Genomic DNA, 16,276 nt, shown 5'->3' with positions numbered 1-16,276 from the left:
GCTTTGCCTGCTCCCCACGTTGCCGGGTGCGGCGCCGTTTCGCCTGCGGCGGGCGGGGCCGCTGCGCGGGGCTGTCGGGTGCGGTGGCGGTCCTGCGGGGCAGGGTGTCCGGACTGCTTCGCTTTACGTCCGGACACCCTGCCCCTCCGGCCCGCCCCCTCCCGTGAGTGGGTGAGAAAAGGCGAGTGGGGCGCGCGTAAGTGGGACTGTGCCGGTTCATGGGTGGAGGGAAACCGTCACCGGACCACTCGGCCCATCCCCCACCCACCGTCTTTCTCCTCCCCCCACGGGAGGGGGTGGGCCGGAGGGGGTGGTGTGCAGGACGTAAAGCGAAGCAGTCCTGCACACCACCCCCGGAGGACCACCACCGCACCCGAAAGCCCCGCGCAGCGGACAACACCCCGCGCCGAAGGCGCAAGCACGCGAACCCCCACGGCGGGAAAGCCGAAAACGTGGGAAGCAACCGCTATGCGGACTGGTAGCCGTCGATAGAGCGCGGGCTGCGCGGGCCAGGACCCACGTAGCGGGCCGACGGCCGGACCAGTCGGCCCGTCCGCTTCTGCTCCAGGATGTGCGCGCTCCAGCCCGCCGTACGGGCGCAGGTGAACATGGACGTGAACATGTGCGCCGGGACCTCGGCGAAGTCCAGGACGATGGCCGCCCAGAACTCGACGTTGGTGGCCAGCACCCGGTCGGGGCGGCGGTTGTGCAGCTCCTCCAGGGCGGCCTTCTCCAGTGCCTCGGCGACCTCGAAGCGCGGCGCGCCCAGTTCCTTGGCGGTGCGCCGCAGCACGCGGGCCCGCGGGTCCTCGGCACGGTAGACGCGGTGGCCGAAGCCCATCAGCCGCTCGCCGTTGTCCAGCGCCTGCCGGACGTAGGCCGCCGCGTCGCCGGTCCGCTCGATCTCCTCGATCATGCCGAGGACCCGGGACGGCGCGCCGCCGTGCAGCGGGCCGGACATGGCGCCGACCGCGCCGGAGAGCGAGGCGGCCACGTCCGCGCCGGTGGAGGCGATGACCCGGGCGGTGAAGGTGGAGGCGTTCATGCCGTGCTCGGCGGCCGACGTCCAGTAGGCGTCGACGGCCTTGACGTGCTTGGGGTCGGGCTCGCCGCGCCAGCGCTTCATGAAGCGCTCCACGACCGTCTCGGCCTTGTCGATCTCCCGCTGCGGCACCATCGGCAGGCCCTGCCCGCGGGCCGACTGGGCGACGTAGGACAGCGCCATGACGGCGGCGCGGGCGAGGTTGTCGCGGGCGGTCCGCTCGTCGATGTCGAGCAGCGGTTTCAGGCCCCATACGGGCGCGAGCATGGCGAGCGCGGACTGCACGTCGACCCGGATGTCACCCGAGTGCACCGGGATCGGGAAGGGCTCGGCGGGCGGCAGCCCCGGCTTGAACGCCCCGTCGACCAGCAGCCCCCAGACGTTCTCGAAGGACACGTGCCCGACGAGGTCTTCGATGTCCACCCCGCGGTAACGGAGCGCGCCGCCTTCCTTGTCGGGTTCGGCGATCTCCGTCTCGAACGCGACGACTCCCTCAAGCCCGGGAACGAAGTCGGACATCAGGCGGCTCCTCAAGATGGGGACGGCAGACGGGCGGAACCGGCTGCCGTGCGGTCGAGTCAAGTTCGGCGCCGGTGCGGTTACGCGGCTGTGTCGGGCAGCTCGCGGTCCGTACCGGTCACCCCGGTGATGCCCCGCCGGGGCAGGGGCCACGCGGCGGTTCTGCCCGCGGGGGGTCGGTCCGCGGACGGGGCCGCCGCGAGTGGTGCGCCGCAGCGGCCTGAGGACGGACACGATAACTCCCGATGTCCGGAGGCCACAGTGGGCCGGGCCATGATTTTGGCGGGTTCATCAGCTGCGAGGAAGGGTGACGTCCGGCACACTGGTCAATTCGCCGACGGGAGGGTTACGCACCGGCGACGAGGGGCAGACTTCCAGCCCACCCGGCTGCCCGGCGTGGCGCGGATGCTGCAAGATGAGGCCGTGCATCCCGCCGACATGCCTTCCGCCGAGACCCCCGATCCGTCTTCCATGCGCGCGCATTACCGCCATGAGGGACTTGCCGAGTCCGACCTCGCCGCGAGCCCTTACGACGAGTTCGCGCGCTGGTTCAAGGACGCGGCAGCAGCCGGTCTGCACGAGCCGAACGCGATGGTCGTCTCGACGGCGGACGCGGCCGGCCGGCCCAGCTCAAGGACCGTGCTCCTCAAGGCATTCGACGAGCGCGGCTTTGTGTTCTTCACCAACTACACCAGCCGAAAAGGCCGCGAACTGGCCGAAAACCCCTATATTTCGCTGCTGTTCCCCTGGCACCCGCTCGCCCGCCAGGTCATCGTGACCGGCACCGCCGAGCGCATCGGCCGCGACGAGACCGCCGCCTACTTCCGCACCCGCCCGCACGGCTCCCAACTGGGCGCCTGGGCCAGCGACCAGTCCGCACCGGTCGCCTCGCGCGACGAACTGGAGCGGGCCTACGAGGAGTTGGCGGCCCGCTATCCCGAGGGCGAGCAGGTCCCGGCGCCGCCGCACTGGGGCGGCTACCGGATCACCGCCGAGACGATCGAGTTCTGGCAGGGCCGGCTCAACCGCCTCCACGACCGGCTGCGGTACGTCCGCGAGGGAGCGCCCGAGGCCGGGCAGTGGCGGGTGGAGCGCCTGGCGCCCTGACGGCGGCGGGGGCGGTCCGTAGCGGTCGGCCCCTGCGGCTTGGGCCGCCCGTACCCGCGGTCCGGTCCGGGAACGCAGACGACCCGCGGGCTGTTTCCTCCGCGCTCGGTGGCGCGAAGGGCCGGTCGGACGAACCGGCAGCCCGCGGGTCGGGTGACTGCTGGGAATTGGCCGGCTGCGCATCTGCAGTATGCGCTGGTCCGGCGCTGCACTTCGGTGAAGCGACGGGCCGCTAGCCCGCAGCCACCTCACGCGTCCGGTGCGAAATCATCTGCCGAACCACCTCCCTTCTCGTGTACCCCACACGTTAGGAAGCCGCCGGCCGCCGCACAACCGAATTTTCCGGTGGCGTGTGCCAGGGTCGGCGATTTCCTCGAATCGGGTGTGGGCCACGTCACGTTCCAGTTGAATGCTCCCAGGTGGAGCACGTGCGACCGCGTTCGTAAGGGGTACCAGTGACTGCCTCGTCCGCTTCTTCTGCCTCGTCGGCCTCCTCGTCGCAGCGGCACGCCGCGACCGGGCCGGACGGCTCCCAGGGGGCAGCCGCCGCATATCCGCCGGCCGGCGCGGAGGGAGCCCCCGACCGGCCTCCGGACAACGACGACTCCGCTCTGCTCGCCGCCCTCCTGGACGGTATGGACGCCGCCCTGGTGGCCTTCACCTCGGACGGCACGGTCACCCACTGGAACCACGAGGCCGAGCGCATCCTGGGCTGGACCGCCGACGAGGCGGTCGGCCGTAGGGGGCTGGCGGGCTGGGCGGTCCGCAAGGAGGACGCCGACGGGATCGAGGCGGCGCTGGCCGCCGCGATGCGCTCCCCGAGCCGCCAGGTCCACGAGTTCGCCCTGCTGACCAAGGACGGCCACCGTGTCCTGGTCCGTACCCAGTCGTCCGCGGTCCGCCGCCCCGACGGCGGGGTCGCCGGGGCCTACTGCGCGTTCAGCGAGGTGCACGCCCAGATAGACCTGGAGCGGGCGATCGCGCTCAGCGAGGCGCTCTTCGAGGAGGCGTCCTGGGGCGTGGTGCTGATCGACGCCGATCTGCGGCCCGCGGTCGTCAACGCGCACGCCGCCCGCACCCTTGGAGTGGGACGTACCGCACTGCTGGGCCGCCCGCTGGGTGATCTGCTGGTGCAGGGCGTCGAGGAGCTGGAGAGCGCGCTGCAGCACGTTCTCGCCGAGGGCGCGCCGCCGGCCGTCGCCGAACTGTGGGTGACGCTGCGCGAGGGGGAGGCCGAACTCCCGCGCCGGTGCTGGCGAAGCGGCTTCGTCCGGCTGGCCTCGCCGCTGGCGGAGGAGCCGGTTCCGCTGGGCGTCGCCTGGCTCTTCCAGGACGTCACGGACACCAAGCGGGCCGAACAGGACAACTCCCTGCTGCGCTTCCGCGCCCACCAGCTCCACCGGGCGGGGCGGGCCGCCGCGGAGTGCCCGGACCCGGCCGAGGCCGCCGCCGTCCACCTCGATTTCGCGCTGGCGGGCTTCGCCGACCACGCCCTGGTCGACCTCGCCAGGACACCGGCGCCGGCTCCGTACGGCGCGGTGGACGCGGACGCCGAGTGGGATGCGGACCGGGCGCCCTTGGAGGAGGGCGCGGGGGAGTCCCACCCGGGAGGTACGGGCGGCCCGCCGCGGCTGGTGCGGGCGCTCGCCTCCCCGGCCGGTTCGCCCGGCCCCTCGGAGGCGGTCCCGCCGACCGGCATCCCGGTGGCCTACGTACCGGGCCACCCGGCCCTCCAGGCGTACGCGCGGCGCGGCTCGGTGCGGACCAGCGCCGGCCCGGCCCCCGCCGACGGCTGGGCCGCTGCCCGCACCTGGCCGGACGGCACCGTGCACGGCCTGTGCGTGGTGCTCCGCAGCCGGGGCCGCACCCTCGGCGTCGCGACGTTCCTGCGGGTGCCGTCGCGGCGCCCGTTCGACCGCGCCGACGCGGACTACGCCGAGGAGGTCGCCTCACGTGTCGCCGCCGCCCTGGACCTGGCGGGCGCCGCGAGGGCCTAGGGGCTGGCCGACGGGCCAGGAACGGCAAGGCCCTGGAGTCTCGACGGGCACCGAGGGCGCGGGCGGTGTACGGGGCCGCTCAGTGCCGGTAGAAGATCCGGTCCGCGTACTCCCGCATCACCCGGCCGTTCCATTCGTGCCCGCCGTCGACGTTCCCGGAGCGCAGCAGCGGCGGCTCGACGCCCCGCTCGGCGAGGGTGCCGGCGGCCGTCGCCACCACCGCCTGCATGATCGCGCTGGTGACGACCGTGGAGGCGGGCGCGAACGGCGCCTCGATGCCGGGCAGGGTCAGCTCCGCGTCGCCGACCGGGATCCGGCTGTCCAGGACGATGTCGCAGTGGTCCTTGAGGTAGGTCCCCGAGGAGTGCCGGGACTTGGTCTCCTCCGCGTACGCCACCGACGTCAGGCCGACGACCTTGATGCCGAGCGCCTGCGCGTTGATCGCCATCTCGACCGGGAGCGCGTTGCGCCCGGAGAGCGAGATGATCACCAGTACGTCGCCGGCCTCCAGCGGGCTGGTGTCCAGGACGGCCGCGGCCAGCCCGTCCACCCGCTCCAGCGCGCTGCCGAGCGTCGCGGGCCGTACGTCCACCCCGACGACGCCCGGTACGGACAGCAGGTTCATGACCGCGAGGCCGCCCGCCCGGTAGACGGTGTCCTGGGCGGGCAGCGAGGAGTGGCCGGCCCCGAAGGAGAAGATCCGGCCGCCCGCCTCCACGGTGTCGGCGATCAGCCGCCCAGCCGCGGTGATCCGGTCCCCCTCCGCGTCGCGGACCTGCCGCAGCAGATCGATGGCGGCGTCGAAGTACCTGTCGGCCAGCCCCTCGCTCCGGTCGCTCTCAGCCATTCCCGCCGGCCCCTCTCGTCGGTCGTCGTCGCGTCTTCGCCGGTTTCCGCCGGGTCGTTCGGCGGGTTGTTCGCCGCATCGCGGATCAGTGGCGCGGATCACGTTGCGGTCTGGACCAGTGCGCTGTCAATACGCCGGTCAGTGCACCGGTTCGCCGTCCGGCACGGTCCGCTGCGCGGACGGGTAGGCACCGATGTCAGTGGGATGCGTCAGAATTGGATGCAGGGCCACCGCACGACATATCGAGGGGCACGCATGTCCGGATTGATCGACACCACGGAGATGTATCTCCGCACCATCCTCGAACTGGAAGAGGAGGGTGTGGTCCCCATGCGCGCCCGCATCGCGGAGCGGCTCGAACAGAGCGGCCCGACGGTCAGCCAGACGGTGGCGCGCATGGAGCGAGACGGCCTGCTGACGGTTGCGGGCGACCGGCATCTGGAGCTGACGGAGGAGGGCCGGCGGCTGGCGACGCGGGTGATGCGCAAGCACCGCCTCGCCGAGTGCCTGCTCGTCGATGTCATCGGGCTGGAGTGGGAGCAGGTGCACGCCGAGGCGTGCCGCTGGGAGCACGTGATGAGCGAGGCGGTCGAGCGCCGCGTCGTGGAGCTGCTGCGGCACCCGACGGAGTCCCCGTACGGCAACCCCATCCCGGGGCTGGAGGAGCTGGGCGAGAAGGCCGAGGCCGACCCGTTCCTGGACGCGGGCATGGTGAGCCTGATGGATCTGGACGCCGGGGCCGACGGCAAGACGGTCGTGGTGCGCCGGATCGGCGAGCCCATCCAGGCCGACGCCCAGCTGATGTACACCCTGCGGCGGGCCGGTGTGCAGCCGGGCGCGGTGGTCAGCGTGACGGAGTCCCCGGCCGGTGTGCTGGTCGGCAGCAGCGGCGAGGCCGCCGAGCTGGACGCCGAGATCGCAGGCCACGTCTTCGTCGCCAAGCGCTGACCGGCCGGCCGGGTAGCCGACGCTCTGGGTGGACCGGCGCTTTTCCGCTTTTTCGCACGCCCTTCCGAAGATCCCCGCGAGCCCGCTGAGCTGCGCCGATGCGCGGTGCGGCGGGCTCGTCAACGTCCGGCGCGTTGAATGAAGTTGTGCGAATCAGTGCGGTACGGCCGGTCTCGTGTCACCCTGGCGCAGACGCATGGCCATGCGTCGTCACTCACGCGTGATGCGCTGACGGCCTAGGGGGCTCGGATGCGTCCACTGAGTCCGATCGAGGACGGTCAGGGCCCCGGCGCTGCGAGCAGCCGGGGCCCTGCCTCCCCATGTCCCCCCGCCAAGACCCGGAGCCCCGAGCTCCCAGGGTCTTTCCCCACGGGCCCCCTTCCCGGTAGGGCCCGCCTCCCGGCAGATGTCTCCCCGTGGTGGGCGCGGCCAATCCCTGAGCAAGGTCACTCGAAAGTGGGGTGTTGGGCGCGGCAGCGGTCCGTTCGAATACAGGTTCGATAGTGTGAGGCGTACGGGGCTGGCCAGGGGACGATTGGGGGTGCCAGGACAGATGGTGCGGCGTATCAACGTGACGGGGTCCGGCGGCGTGCGGCTCGCCGCCTGGGAGTTCACCGACCCGCCCAAGAGCGGTGGCGGGTCGGAGGGGAGTGAGCGCGGCCCGGGGGTGCTGCTGCTCCACGGTCTGATGGGGCGGGCGTCCCATTGGGCGGAGACCGCGCGCCGGCTGAGCGCGGGGCACCGCCCGGTCGCCCTGGACCAGCGCGGCCACGGCCGCAGCGAGAAGCCCGCCGAGGGTCCGTTCGACCGCGGGGCGTATGTCGACGACGCCATCGCCGCCATTGAGCAGCTGGGACTGGCCCCGGTCGCCCTGGTCGGCCATGCCATGGGTGCGCTGACGGCGTGGCAGTTGGCGGCCCGGCGTCCCGATCTGGTCGGTGCGCTGGTGATCTGCGATATGCGTGCCTCGGCGCTGGGCGCGGCCTCGCAGCGGGAGTGGATGGAGTGGTTCCGCTCCTGGCCGGTGCCGTTCGCGACCCTCGCGGACGTCCGGCGGTGGTTCGGCGAGGACGATCCGATCCTGGAGCGGCCCCGGCCGGCCCGGGGGGAGTTCTTCGCCGAGGTGATGGCCGAGCGCGCCGACGGCTGGCGTCCGGTCTTCTCCCGTCGCCAGATGCTCAGCGCCCGCGAGACCTGGGTGCATGACGCGCACTGGGAGGAGCTCGCGCAGGTGCAGTGCCCCGCCCTCGTGGTGCGCGGCCTGGACGCCGAACTGGGCCGCGCCGAGGCCCAGGAGATGGTCCGGGTCCTGCCGCGCGGGGAGTACGCCGAAATCCCCGACGCCGGGCATCTGCTGCCCTGGGAGCAGCCGGACGCCTGGTGTCGCGTGATCGAGCCGTTTCTGCGGACGGCGGCGGCCCGTTCCTGACCCGGCGGACAGGCCCCGGCCCGGCTGCGGCGCCCCGAGGGCGCGGCCCGTGTGGCAGGGCTCCGCGGGAGCCCTGCCACACGGGCGAGCGGTATCGGTAACCGCCGTACCGTCAGCCGGCGTTGTCGAACTTCCAGATGAACGGGTGGGGGCGCCCTCGTCGCCCCAGTGGACCTCCAGGGCCTTGGCGCCCTTGGGGATCATGTAGGTCGTGCAGATGACGTGGCTCTGGCCGACCTTCCGGTTCTCGATGTCGACCGGGTCCTCGCAGCCGGGCAGCTTGTGGGGGGCGCCGATGAGCACGCCACCGCGCTGGCCGTCCGCGGAGATTTCGGCGCAGATATCCGCCTTCGCCGGGCCCTTGATGATGACGGGCCCCTTGTTCGCGTACTTCACGAACGCGGTGGCGGCGACCAGGCCCTTGGCGTCCTTCGGGTCCCGGACCATTCTCTGCGCCTCGGCCTCGGTTCCGACGTGAACCTTCCGCGCCGCGACCTCATAAGTGACTTTTCCGGACTCTTCCTTGTACTGTCCGGTGCCGCTCTGACCCGGCTTCAGCGCATTCCCGGCAGCCGGAGCGGTCGCGCCCTTATCCGCCTTCGCCGCGGAATCGGCGGAACTCTTCTGCTGGTCCGGGCTCCAGACCAGAGGATTCGCACGGTGAGCTGTCGCCGTCCGGGTGAGGGGAGTTGCGTCGATCGTCAGCCCAACGTCCGGGTGAAATCGCCCCGTTGGACATGCGCGGCCAACGAGTCCCCCGACAGCAGCGACCCGTAACCCGTCGCCGCCCAGAGACTCTTCTCGGCGGGCACCTCGAAGTACGGGACGAGGTGGCCGTCCAGACGCTCCGTCAGCACCGCGGGGGCGCGGCGGGCGCGTACGGCGCGGAGGCACGTGTCGCAGGCGGCGACCCGGAGCTGCTCGCGGCGGCCCAGGGGGCGCCAGGGTATACGGCGCACGGCCGGGCCGTGCAGCGGATGGAAGAAGCACAGCGGGAGGGTGGCCGGAGCCGTGGAGAGCGCCGCACGGCCCTCGGCGATCAGAGCGAACACGCCTGCCAGGTCCGTGACTCCGCGGGCGCGGTCCAGGACCGTACCGGCCGCGGAGTAGGCGTCCAGGGCCCGCTCGACCGCCGCCGGATCGCCCTCGGCAGCGCGCGCCTCCTCGCCCAGCCGCACCACCTCCTCGGTGGCCCGGTCGCGGAGCCCGTCCTCGTCCGCCTTGTGGGCGGCGGCGAAAACGGACCGCGGCATCGCGAACGGCGTGGCGAGATCGCGCAGCCGCGAGCGGCGCCGCAGCAGCAGCCAGGCCGCGGCCAGCACCAGCAGCGGACCGGCGACCAGTGCCACGATCCGTACCACCGGCGAACCACCGTGCGCGGCGGGCTTCTTCGCCGTCCCGCTGCCCGACGACGTGCCGTAGCGGGCGGTGAGCCGGTCGTAGACCTTGTCGCCGTCGCCGGCCTTGATGATGTCTATCGCACGGGAGATGCGCTTCGTCAGCCCCGCGCCCTTCATGGCGTCGTCGAAGAAGATCGAGGCGGCGGCACGCCCCGCCTGGTGGGCGTTGGAGGGCCACTCGTCGGCGGCGATGTCGTCCGGATAGCTCCCGGGCGTGATGAGGATGGCCGGCCCGCCGCCCATCCTGTCGTGCACCACCTGGGCGAGCTGCTCCGACTTGCCACCCCAGCTGTCGCCCTCGACCAGCGGTACCAGCACGACCTTGATCGGCAGACGGGTCTGCTGGATCTGGGTCACCAGCCTGCGCTGGTCGTCCGGCCCGACCGCCGACGAGAGGGACGGGTCGACATAGACGGGGGAGGTGCGCAGCGCGTCGGCGATCTTCTGCCCGGGGCTCTCGGCGGCCGTCCCCGGAGCCGCGGCGCAGAACAGCAGCGCGACGGACGCGGCACCGACGGCGAGGGCGGACCGCAGCGGACGGCGGCAACGAGGGTCACTGGACACCGAAGTACTCCCGTACGTCGCGGGTGAGTTGATCTATTCGGGCGCCGTCGGCGAGCGTGGCCAACGGGCCCGGAAGGGTGGAGTACGGGGCGTAGCCCTGGCGCCCGTAGCCGTCGGAACCGCGCAGCCGCAGCACCGCACCGGGCCTCTCCCGGCACGCCGCGCACACCGGCAGCGACACCGGCTTGCCACCGCCGGCCGGGCGCTTCCGCTCCCGCGCGGTGGCCGCGCCGTGCAGCGGATTGCGGTAGCAGACGTACTCCGCGGCGGCCGGATCCTGAACGGCGGCCCTGCCGACCCGCGCCAGCGTGATCGCGCAGGCGAGCCCGACCGGAGTGGCATCGGCGTCGATCCGGCCGTCGCTGTCGCCGTCGATCAGCAGCGCGGCGGCATCCAGGCACTCCCACGCCCGGCGCCGGGACTCCTCCGCCATCGCGGTCGGCTCCAGGGTGGTGGTGAGGGCGGCGACCTCCTGCCGGGCCGTACGCCGCAACCACGCCGACGTGGGCTCCGCCGGTGCCCCGGACGGCGCACCGGCACCCGCCGGCCGGCGGAGCCCGGTCAGCCACCGGACGATCGCCCACACCGCCACCACCAGACCGAAGAACAGCAGGGCGGCGAGGGAGCCGCTGAACAGCCCCGGAGCGAAGTCGCCGGTGAAGAGTCCGGGCAGCTTCTGCGCCGCCACCGGATCGGCCGCCGGTGACGGCGCGTCCGGCGAGCCCGCGGTCTTGGACACCGGGGCCTTGTCGAGGTACGTGAGCAGCTTGCTCAGCCGCGGGCCGAGCGTCGAGCCGTCGCCCGCGCCGTACTGGAGGTCGTGCGGGCGGTCGAAGAGGTATGCGGCGTCCACAGGGGTGCCGTAGTTGACGATGTCGAGGGAGCCGGACGTCGGGTTGGCGAACACGAAGAGGGCGTTGCGCCGCAGCCGGTCGTGCAGCGACTTCGCCAGCAGTTCCGTACGGCCGCCGGACTCGTCGTCCATGGACGTGGGCAGGGCGGCGACCAGCGTCGGGACATGCAGCGCGCCCAACTGGTCGTGCAGTCTGCTGCGTTGGGCAGTGTCGAGAGGGGACGGGCTCTCGGGGTCGACATAGAGCGGATCGTGCCGCAGACCGTCGGCTACCCGGTCTGCGCGGGCTCGCATATCGGCGGCCGTGGGAACGGAGCCGTCGCCCGAGGTCGTGTCGTGGAACACCAGTGACGCGCCGAAGGCCAGCAGCCCGGCCAGCACCAGCGCACCCAGCCCGAGAGGGAACGACCGCTCAGGTGCGAAGGACCGCTTGCGAGGGCGGGAGGCGGTGTGGCCGGGGCGACTGACGGCCTTGGGGGCGCTGGGCTTCCTGCTTCTGGGTTTCGTGCTGCTGGGTTTCGTGTTGCCGGTCTTGGTGGTGCCTCGTGTCGTAGCGCCGGCCTTGGCGGCACCGGCATTCTTCGGCTCGCCCGCCTTGGCGGAACTCACCTTCGTGCCGGGTGACTTGGTGGCGGCGTACTTCTTCCCGCGGTCGGCGCCGCCGGGGTCGCCGGAACTGCCGGAGCCGCTGGAACCACTGGATCCACCGGGTCCGGTCGGACCGTCGGCGCGGCTGGCGCGGCGGCGACGCATCGCATAGTTCGAGATCAGCAGCGCGGCGAGCGGTACTCCGGCGACCACGGTGCCGGTGAGAAAGCTCTGGTTCTGACGGTCGACCGAGTCGGTGTGCAACTTGGGCGGCTCGTGAGAGTTGTACGCCCCGCCGTATTCGTCCCGGCCCTTCTCGGCGCGTTCATGCGCCTGCCCCGAGGTGAGCACGTCGACGAAGCGCTGGAACGATTCGCGGGGCGTGGCGTCATGAGGCATTTCGTACATCGTGGCCGTGCGGGCGTCGTCGGCACCAGGCACGCTCACGCCGTACGCCTGGACGTTGTCCAAACCCAGCTCGGACACGGAGACATACAGCCCCTTGCGCCCCAGCCGGTCGTGGATCTGGGCGAGCAGACCGGAATCCAGGGCGCCGACGGAGGTGTAGGGGAGGATGACCACGTACGTGGGAACGCCGAGCCGCCGGGCCTCCTTGGCGAAGGCGGGTGCCGTCGAACGTGGCACCACGCGGGGCAGTTCGTCGCTGATATAGACCGGATTGTTCCGGAGCTGCTGGGCGAGATAGGCGGCTTGGGTCGGGGTGTCCGACGCAACGGGCGCGGCGTGCACTGCCCCAGCGGCGAAGAGCACCGCCAACCATCCCGTCACCAGCACGATTCCGGCGCGCAGCACCGCCCCCACCACCCCTCGTTCGTGTTGTCGCCACGACGCTACAGCTCCCGCACGTCGGCCGGTGAACCCTGTGGATAACTTCCCGGCAAAGCCCGTGAGCTGGGGGTCGGCGGGGCGGCGGCCGGGACTGGCGCTTCCCCCGCCCCCTCCCCCTCTCCCTCTTCGGGGGAGGGGGCGGGGGGTGGGTTCGGGGGTGGGGGGAGAGCAGCACCACGTACGAGGGTGAGGCAGATCAACAGCGCGAGGCCCAGGGAGAGGGTGAGCAGACCGGGCACGTCCGGCCGGCGGGTGGGCTGCGGGGTGTCCCGCGGGAAGCGGCGGGAGTCTGGGGGGGGAGGGCGGTCAGGCAGATCGGGACGTTGATGCCGATCGGGACGTTGATGAGGAAGATCCAACGCCAGGAGACCTGGCCGAAGTCCCGGGACGTGGGCGGATGGGGGTGCCGGCCGGGTCGGCCTGCCGACACCCCGAACCCCAGGGGCCTCAACCGAACTTGATGTCAGGGAGAACGAAGGACAACAAGCAGAACAAGCAGAACAAGCAGAACAAGCAGGCCAAGGAGACCAAGGTCAACAAGCAGACCAAGGAGAACGAGGAGCAGGCGCCTGAGCGCCCGCAGCCTCACCCCTTGCTGACCGCCGCCAGGATCTCCGGGAGCCGGGCCACCACCCGGGGAGCGGCCAGGCGCAGCCCCAGGGCCGCGATGCCGAGCCCGTACACCGCGCCGGCCGGCAGCAGGACCCACAACAGGCTCTGCATGCCCGCTATATGGAGCCAGACGGTCAGCGCGATCACCGGGAGGCACAGCACGGCGGCCGTCAGGAAGCCGCCGAAGAGGCTGATCCAGGCGATGCCGGCCTGGCCGGGCGCGACGTTCTTGTTGCCCTCCGAGGGGATCGAGTACGGGAAGAGCGCCGAGGCCATCGCTCCCGTGGCCAGCAGAGCGCCCAGGAGGGCCAGTGAGAGGCCGTAGACCTGCGGGAAGGCCGACCAGGGGCCGACGAGGGCCGCGGTGCCGAGCACGACCAGGGTGACGTATGGGACGGCCACGAGCGCCAGCGTCAGCGCGCGGGCCCGCAGTTCCTGATGGGCGTCCCGCGCACTGGAGATCGTCGAGGCCACCATCCAGAACGCCGAGGTGTCCTGCCCGAACTGGTTGTACATCATCATCCCGAGCAGCGCGGACGACGAGAAGGCGGTGTAGATGCTGCCGTTGCCCTGGACGGCCGAGATGACGGGAACCAGCAGGCCGAAGCCGAGCGCCGACGCCCAGGACATCTTCGACTTCGGGTCGCGCCAGGCGTAGCGCAGCGAACGCAGCATGACCGTGCCCGTACGGCCGCCGGGCAGTAGCCGCGCGAGGCCGCGCTCCCCGCTGCCGGAGCGGCGGGCGCCGTCCTTGTCCGCGGTCTGGAGGGTGGAGGAGTCCGGCGCCGTCATCAGGGTCGTCAGTGTGCGCTGCCACCACCACAGGAGCAGGGCCAGGGCCGCCACGGTCAGGGCGAGGCCGGCCGCAGCGCGCCCGTAGGCGGCGTGGCCGGCGTCGTCGACCGCGCTGATCGCGGAGGCGGGCGGCACCCAGCGCAGGACGTTGCCCAGCGGTTCCAGCATGGACAGGCCGTCCGGGCTGCCCAGTCGGCGGGCGGCGAGGTTGACGGCCTGGGCGCCGATCGCGATGAACAGGCCGCTGAGCACGGCGAGATCGCGGCCCCGGCGGCTGGTCAGCAGCCGCACCGAGGCGGTGGCGACGGCCCGCGCCAGGGTGACGCAGACCAGTACCACCAGGACGACGGCCAGTACGCCGACGGCCGCGCCGGCCGCGCCGTGCGCGACCGAGACGACCGAGCCGGTGACCAGCGCGAGCGTGAAGAGCGGGCCGACGCCGACCAGGGACGCCACCAGCAGCGAGCGGACCAGCGGGCGCGGTCGCAGCGGCAGCATGACCAGCCGGGTCGGGTCGAGGGTCTCGTCACCCGAGGGGAAGAACAGCGGCATCACCGCCCAGGCGAGGGTGAGGATCCCGGTGAGCAGGACGGTGAGCGCGCCGGCATGGGCGTTGCCGCGCAGCGCGATCAGCCCGACCACGAGACCGGCGGCGAACACCAGCGCGCCGACGAAGGAGATGACATACGCGGCGGTGCGCCCGGCGGACTGGCGCAGGCCGTTGCGCAGCAGCGTCAGCTTGAGCCGTATGAAGACGGCGGTCGGCGACGCGGGGGCGGGGGCGGCTGCGGTGCTCATCGGGCGCCGCCGCCCAGCCAGTCGAGGTTCTTCCCGGCGCCGCGGTTCGCGCCGACCAGCTCCAGGAAGGCGTTCTGCAACGAGGGTGCGTCGCCGCGCACTTCGGCGATGGACCCCTGTGCCCGGATGCGCCCGGCGGCCATCACCGCGACCCAGTCACACAGGGACTCGACCAGCTCCATCACATGGCTGGAGAAGATCACCGTCGCCCCGGAGGAGGTGTAGCGCTCCAGGACGCCGCGGATGGTCTGCGCCGACACCGGGTCGACACCTTCGAACGGCTCGTCCAGGAAGAGGATTTCGGGGTTGTGCAGCAGGGCTGCGGCCAGCCCGATCTTCTTGCGCATACCCGTGGAGTAGTCCACGACGAGCTTGTGCTGCGAGCCGGACAGGTCGAGGACGTCCAGCAGCTGGTCGGCCCGCTTGTCCACCTCGTTCCCCGGAAGGCCGCGCAACCTGCCTATGTAGCCGAGGAGTTCGCGGCCCGACAGCCGCTCGAAGAGGCGCAGCCCCTCGGGCAGGACGCCGATCCGGGACTTCACGGCCACCGGGTCGCGCCAGACGTCGTGCCCGCCGATCTCGACCAGCCCGGAGTCCGGCCGCAGCAGGCCCGTCACCATGGACAGGGTGGTGGTCTTGCCCGCGCCGTTGGGGCCGACCAGGCCGATGAAGTGGCCCGCCGGCAGCGTCAGATCGATGCCGTGGACGGCGGTCTGCTCGCCGAACTTCTTCCACAGGCCCTCGATGCGGACGGCGGGCGGGCCGCCCGCGACGCTGCCCGGGGTCGTGACCGACCCGTCCCGTTCGTGCATTTCTTCCGGTTCGCTGGCCACGGCCTGCCCTTCGACGTCCCCGCGCAGGGGCCCGGTCGTGACCCCCGTCCGTGTCCACGATACGGGCAGGCTCCGACACCCCGACGGGGGCTGTGGATCAGCGGCTCCGGGCCGCCGCCGCATCCCGCGCGCAGGCGTACGCCAGCGGGCTGATCAGCTCCTCCGCGTCGGGCAGCCAGCGGTTGCTGGCGGTGGGGCGGCGCGCCCACTGCACCGAGCCGTGCGGCCCCATGCGGGTCGGCGGGGCTGCGATGTACTCGCCCTCGCCGCGGCAGATCAGGTCCAGGGCGGCCGGTGCCCAGCCCAGGTTCCGCACCATGTCGGGCACCTTCGCCGCGGCGCCGGGCAGTACGAGGAAGAGCATCCGGCGGTCGGGGGTGCGGGTCACCGGGCCGAGGGTCAGCCCCATCCGCTCCATACGGGCCAGCGCCAGGCACCCGGCGGTCTCGGGAACGTCGAGCGCCTCGAACGTCCGGCCCGTGGGCAGCAGGATCGACGCGCGCGGCTGCTTGCTCCACATACGGCGGACGGCGGACGCGGTGCCGCTGGCCTGGCCGGCCCAGCCGGGCGCGGTCGGATGGGCGCCGGGCGAGCCGCAGCCGGCGGCGTCGCACGAGCAGCGCGGCGTCTCGCCGTCGTGCTCCAGCCATGCGCCGGGGAACACGTCCCAGTGGCGTTCTTCCGCGTAACGCACCGCAGTGTCGAGCAGCTGCTCGCCGCGCTGCTTGGGGATCTGCGAGGCTCCTGTGACTCCGATGGTCTCTTCCACGCAGATGACAACTGCCCGTGTCACCAACGGTTACGGCCGAACGGGTGACAGCCCCGGCGCATCGTTCTGGCACGTGGGGCGCATGGATGCACCGATGGGGGCGCGTGTGCGGCCGGGGGCCGGGGAGCGGGTAGCCACCTGCATGACGGGCGGAGAGGCCGCCCGGCGGCAGCCCGCGGGCAAAAGGGGAGCTCTGCGCCGCGGCGCCGCGACCGGTGCACGGACACCGCACGCCTTCCCCTCTCGTGGATCAGCGCCTCGCACCTCGGAACTTCGGCCGTGGGACTTCGCTCGACGGCGCACGGGCTTCGCGCATAACGCTCGTA

Annotated in this window: 11 protein-coding genes; 4 read left to right on the top strand and 7 right to left on the bottom strand. The window is 72.4% G+C overall.

What is annotated here, in order from left to right; translation table 11 throughout:
• Positions 1 to 466 precede the first annotated feature (466 nt).
• Entirely contained in the window at positions 467 to 1,561 is a 1,095-nt protein-coding gene (locus tag GR130_RS35565) for a citrate synthase 2 (RefSeq protein WP_201305091.1), read from the bottom strand.
• A 405-nt stretch (positions 1,562 to 1,966) separates the two neighbouring features.
• On the opposite strand from GR130_RS35565, the gene pdxH reads away from it, so the two are divergent.
• Complete coding sequence (gene pdxH, locus GR130_RS35560; RefSeq protein ID WP_236573810.1) at positions 1,967 to 2,668, top strand: pyridoxamine 5'-phosphate oxidase; 702 nt, start codon at positions 1,967 to 1,969, stop codon at positions 2,666 to 2,668.
• A 635-nt stretch (positions 2,669 to 3,303) separates the two neighbouring features.
• Entirely contained in the window at positions 3,304 to 4,665 is a 1,362-nt protein-coding gene (locus GR130_RS35555) for a PAS domain-containing protein (protein WP_443043786.1), read from the top strand.
• A 79-nt stretch (positions 4,666 to 4,744) separates the two neighbouring features.
• Here GR130_RS35555 and GR130_RS35550 read toward each other — a convergent pair whose 3' ends face one another.
• On the bottom strand, positions 4,745 to 5,512 hold the full coding sequence (locus GR130_RS35550) for an SIS domain-containing protein (RefSeq protein WP_159508511.1): 768 nt from the start codon (positions 5,510 to 5,512) through the stop codon (positions 4,745 to 4,747).
• A 255-nt stretch (positions 5,513 to 5,767) separates the two neighbouring features.
• Between GR130_RS35550 and GR130_RS35545 the strand changes: the two genes are divergently transcribed.
• Together GR130_RS35545 and GR130_RS35540 are read left to right on the top strand one after the other, a co-directional pair.
• Positions 5,768 to 6,460, top strand: a complete 693-nt coding sequence (locus GR130_RS35545; protein WP_043265676.1) for a metal-dependent transcriptional regulator — start codon at positions 5,768 to 5,770, stop codon at positions 6,458 to 6,460.
• Between the two features lie 553 nt (positions 6,461 to 7,013).
• A complete protein-coding gene (locus GR130_RS35540) occupies positions 7,014 to 7,889 on the top strand; it encodes an alpha/beta fold hydrolase (RefSeq protein WP_159508510.1) in 876 nt (291 codons plus the stop codon).
• 701 nt (positions 7,890 to 8,590) lie between these two features.
• Here GR130_RS35540 and GR130_RS35535 read toward each other — a convergent pair.
• The 5 genes from GR130_RS35535 to GR130_RS35515 form a co-directional block, all read right to left on the bottom strand.
• Positions 8,591 to 9,853 carry a hypothetical protein gene (locus GR130_RS35535; protein ID WP_159508509.1) on the bottom strand — a complete coding sequence of 421 codons (1,263 nt, stop codon included), beginning with the start codon at positions 9,851 to 9,853 and terminating at the stop codon, positions 8,591 to 8,593.
• On the bottom strand, positions 9,843 to 12,119 hold the full coding sequence (locus tag GR130_RS40095; protein WP_201305090.1) for a hypothetical protein: 2,277 nt from the start codon (positions 12,117 to 12,119) through the stop codon (positions 9,843 to 9,845). The genes GR130_RS35535 and GR130_RS40095 overlap by 11 nt, the downstream gene beginning before the upstream one ends.
• Positions 12,120 to 12,728: 609 nt before the next feature.
• Complete coding sequence (locus tag GR130_RS35525; RefSeq protein ID WP_159508508.1) at positions 12,729 to 14,348, bottom strand: transporter; 1,620 nt, start codon at positions 14,346 to 14,348, stop codon at positions 12,729 to 12,731.
• Positions 14,345 to 15,181 (bottom strand): ABC transporter ATP-binding protein, encoded by an 837-nt coding sequence (locus GR130_RS35520; protein ID WP_159508507.1) that lies wholly within the window; start codon positions 15,179 to 15,181, stop codon positions 14,345 to 14,347. The genes GR130_RS35525 and GR130_RS35520 overlap by 4 nt, the downstream gene beginning before the upstream one ends.
• Before the next feature lie 97 nt (positions 15,182 to 15,278).
• Positions 15,279 to 15,950 (bottom strand): bifunctional DNA primase/polymerase, encoded by a 672-nt coding sequence (locus tag GR130_RS35515; RefSeq protein WP_159508506.1) that lies wholly within the window; start codon positions 15,948 to 15,950, stop codon positions 15,279 to 15,281.
• Between the last annotated feature and the right edge of the window lie 326 nt (positions 15,951 to 16,276).

This window comes from Streptomyces sp. GS7, assembly GCF_009834125.1.
Lineage (GTDB): Bacteria > Actinomycetota > Actinomycetes > Streptomycetales > Streptomycetaceae > Streptomyces.
Note: the sequence above shows the minus strand (reverse complement) of the source record. Positions and strands in the feature narration are given on the sequence as shown.

What these genes read in the sequence shown, in the direction of transcription:
- GR130_RS35545 (WP_043265676.1), top strand. Translation starts at nt 5,768, where the DNA reads ATGTCCGGATTGATCGACACCACGGAGATGTATCTCCGCACCATCCTC.
- pdxH (WP_236573810.1), top strand. Translation starts at nt 1,967, where the DNA reads ATGCTGCAAGATGAGGCCGTGCATCCCGCCGACATGCCTTCCGCCGAG.
- GR130_RS35540 (WP_159508510.1), top strand. Translation starts at nt 7,014, where the DNA reads ATGGTGCGGCGTATCAACGTGACGGGGTCCGGCGGCGTGCGGCTCGCC.
- GR130_RS35565 (WP_201305091.1), bottom strand. Translation starts at nt 1,561, where the DNA reads ATGTCCGACTTCGTTCCCGGGCTTGAGGGAGTCGTCGCGTTCGAGACG.
- GR130_RS35555 (WP_443043786.1), top strand. Translation starts at nt 3,304, where the DNA reads ATGGACGCCGCCCTGGTGGCCTTCACCTCGGACGGCACGGTCACCCAC.
- GR130_RS35550 (WP_159508511.1), bottom strand. Translation starts at nt 5,512, where the DNA reads ATGGCTGAGAGCGACCGGAGCGAGGGGCTGGCCGACAGGTACTTCGAC.
- GR130_RS35525 (WP_159508508.1), bottom strand. Translation starts at nt 14,348, where the DNA reads ATGAGCACCGCAGCCGCCCCCGCCCCCGCGTCGCCGACCGCCGTCTTC.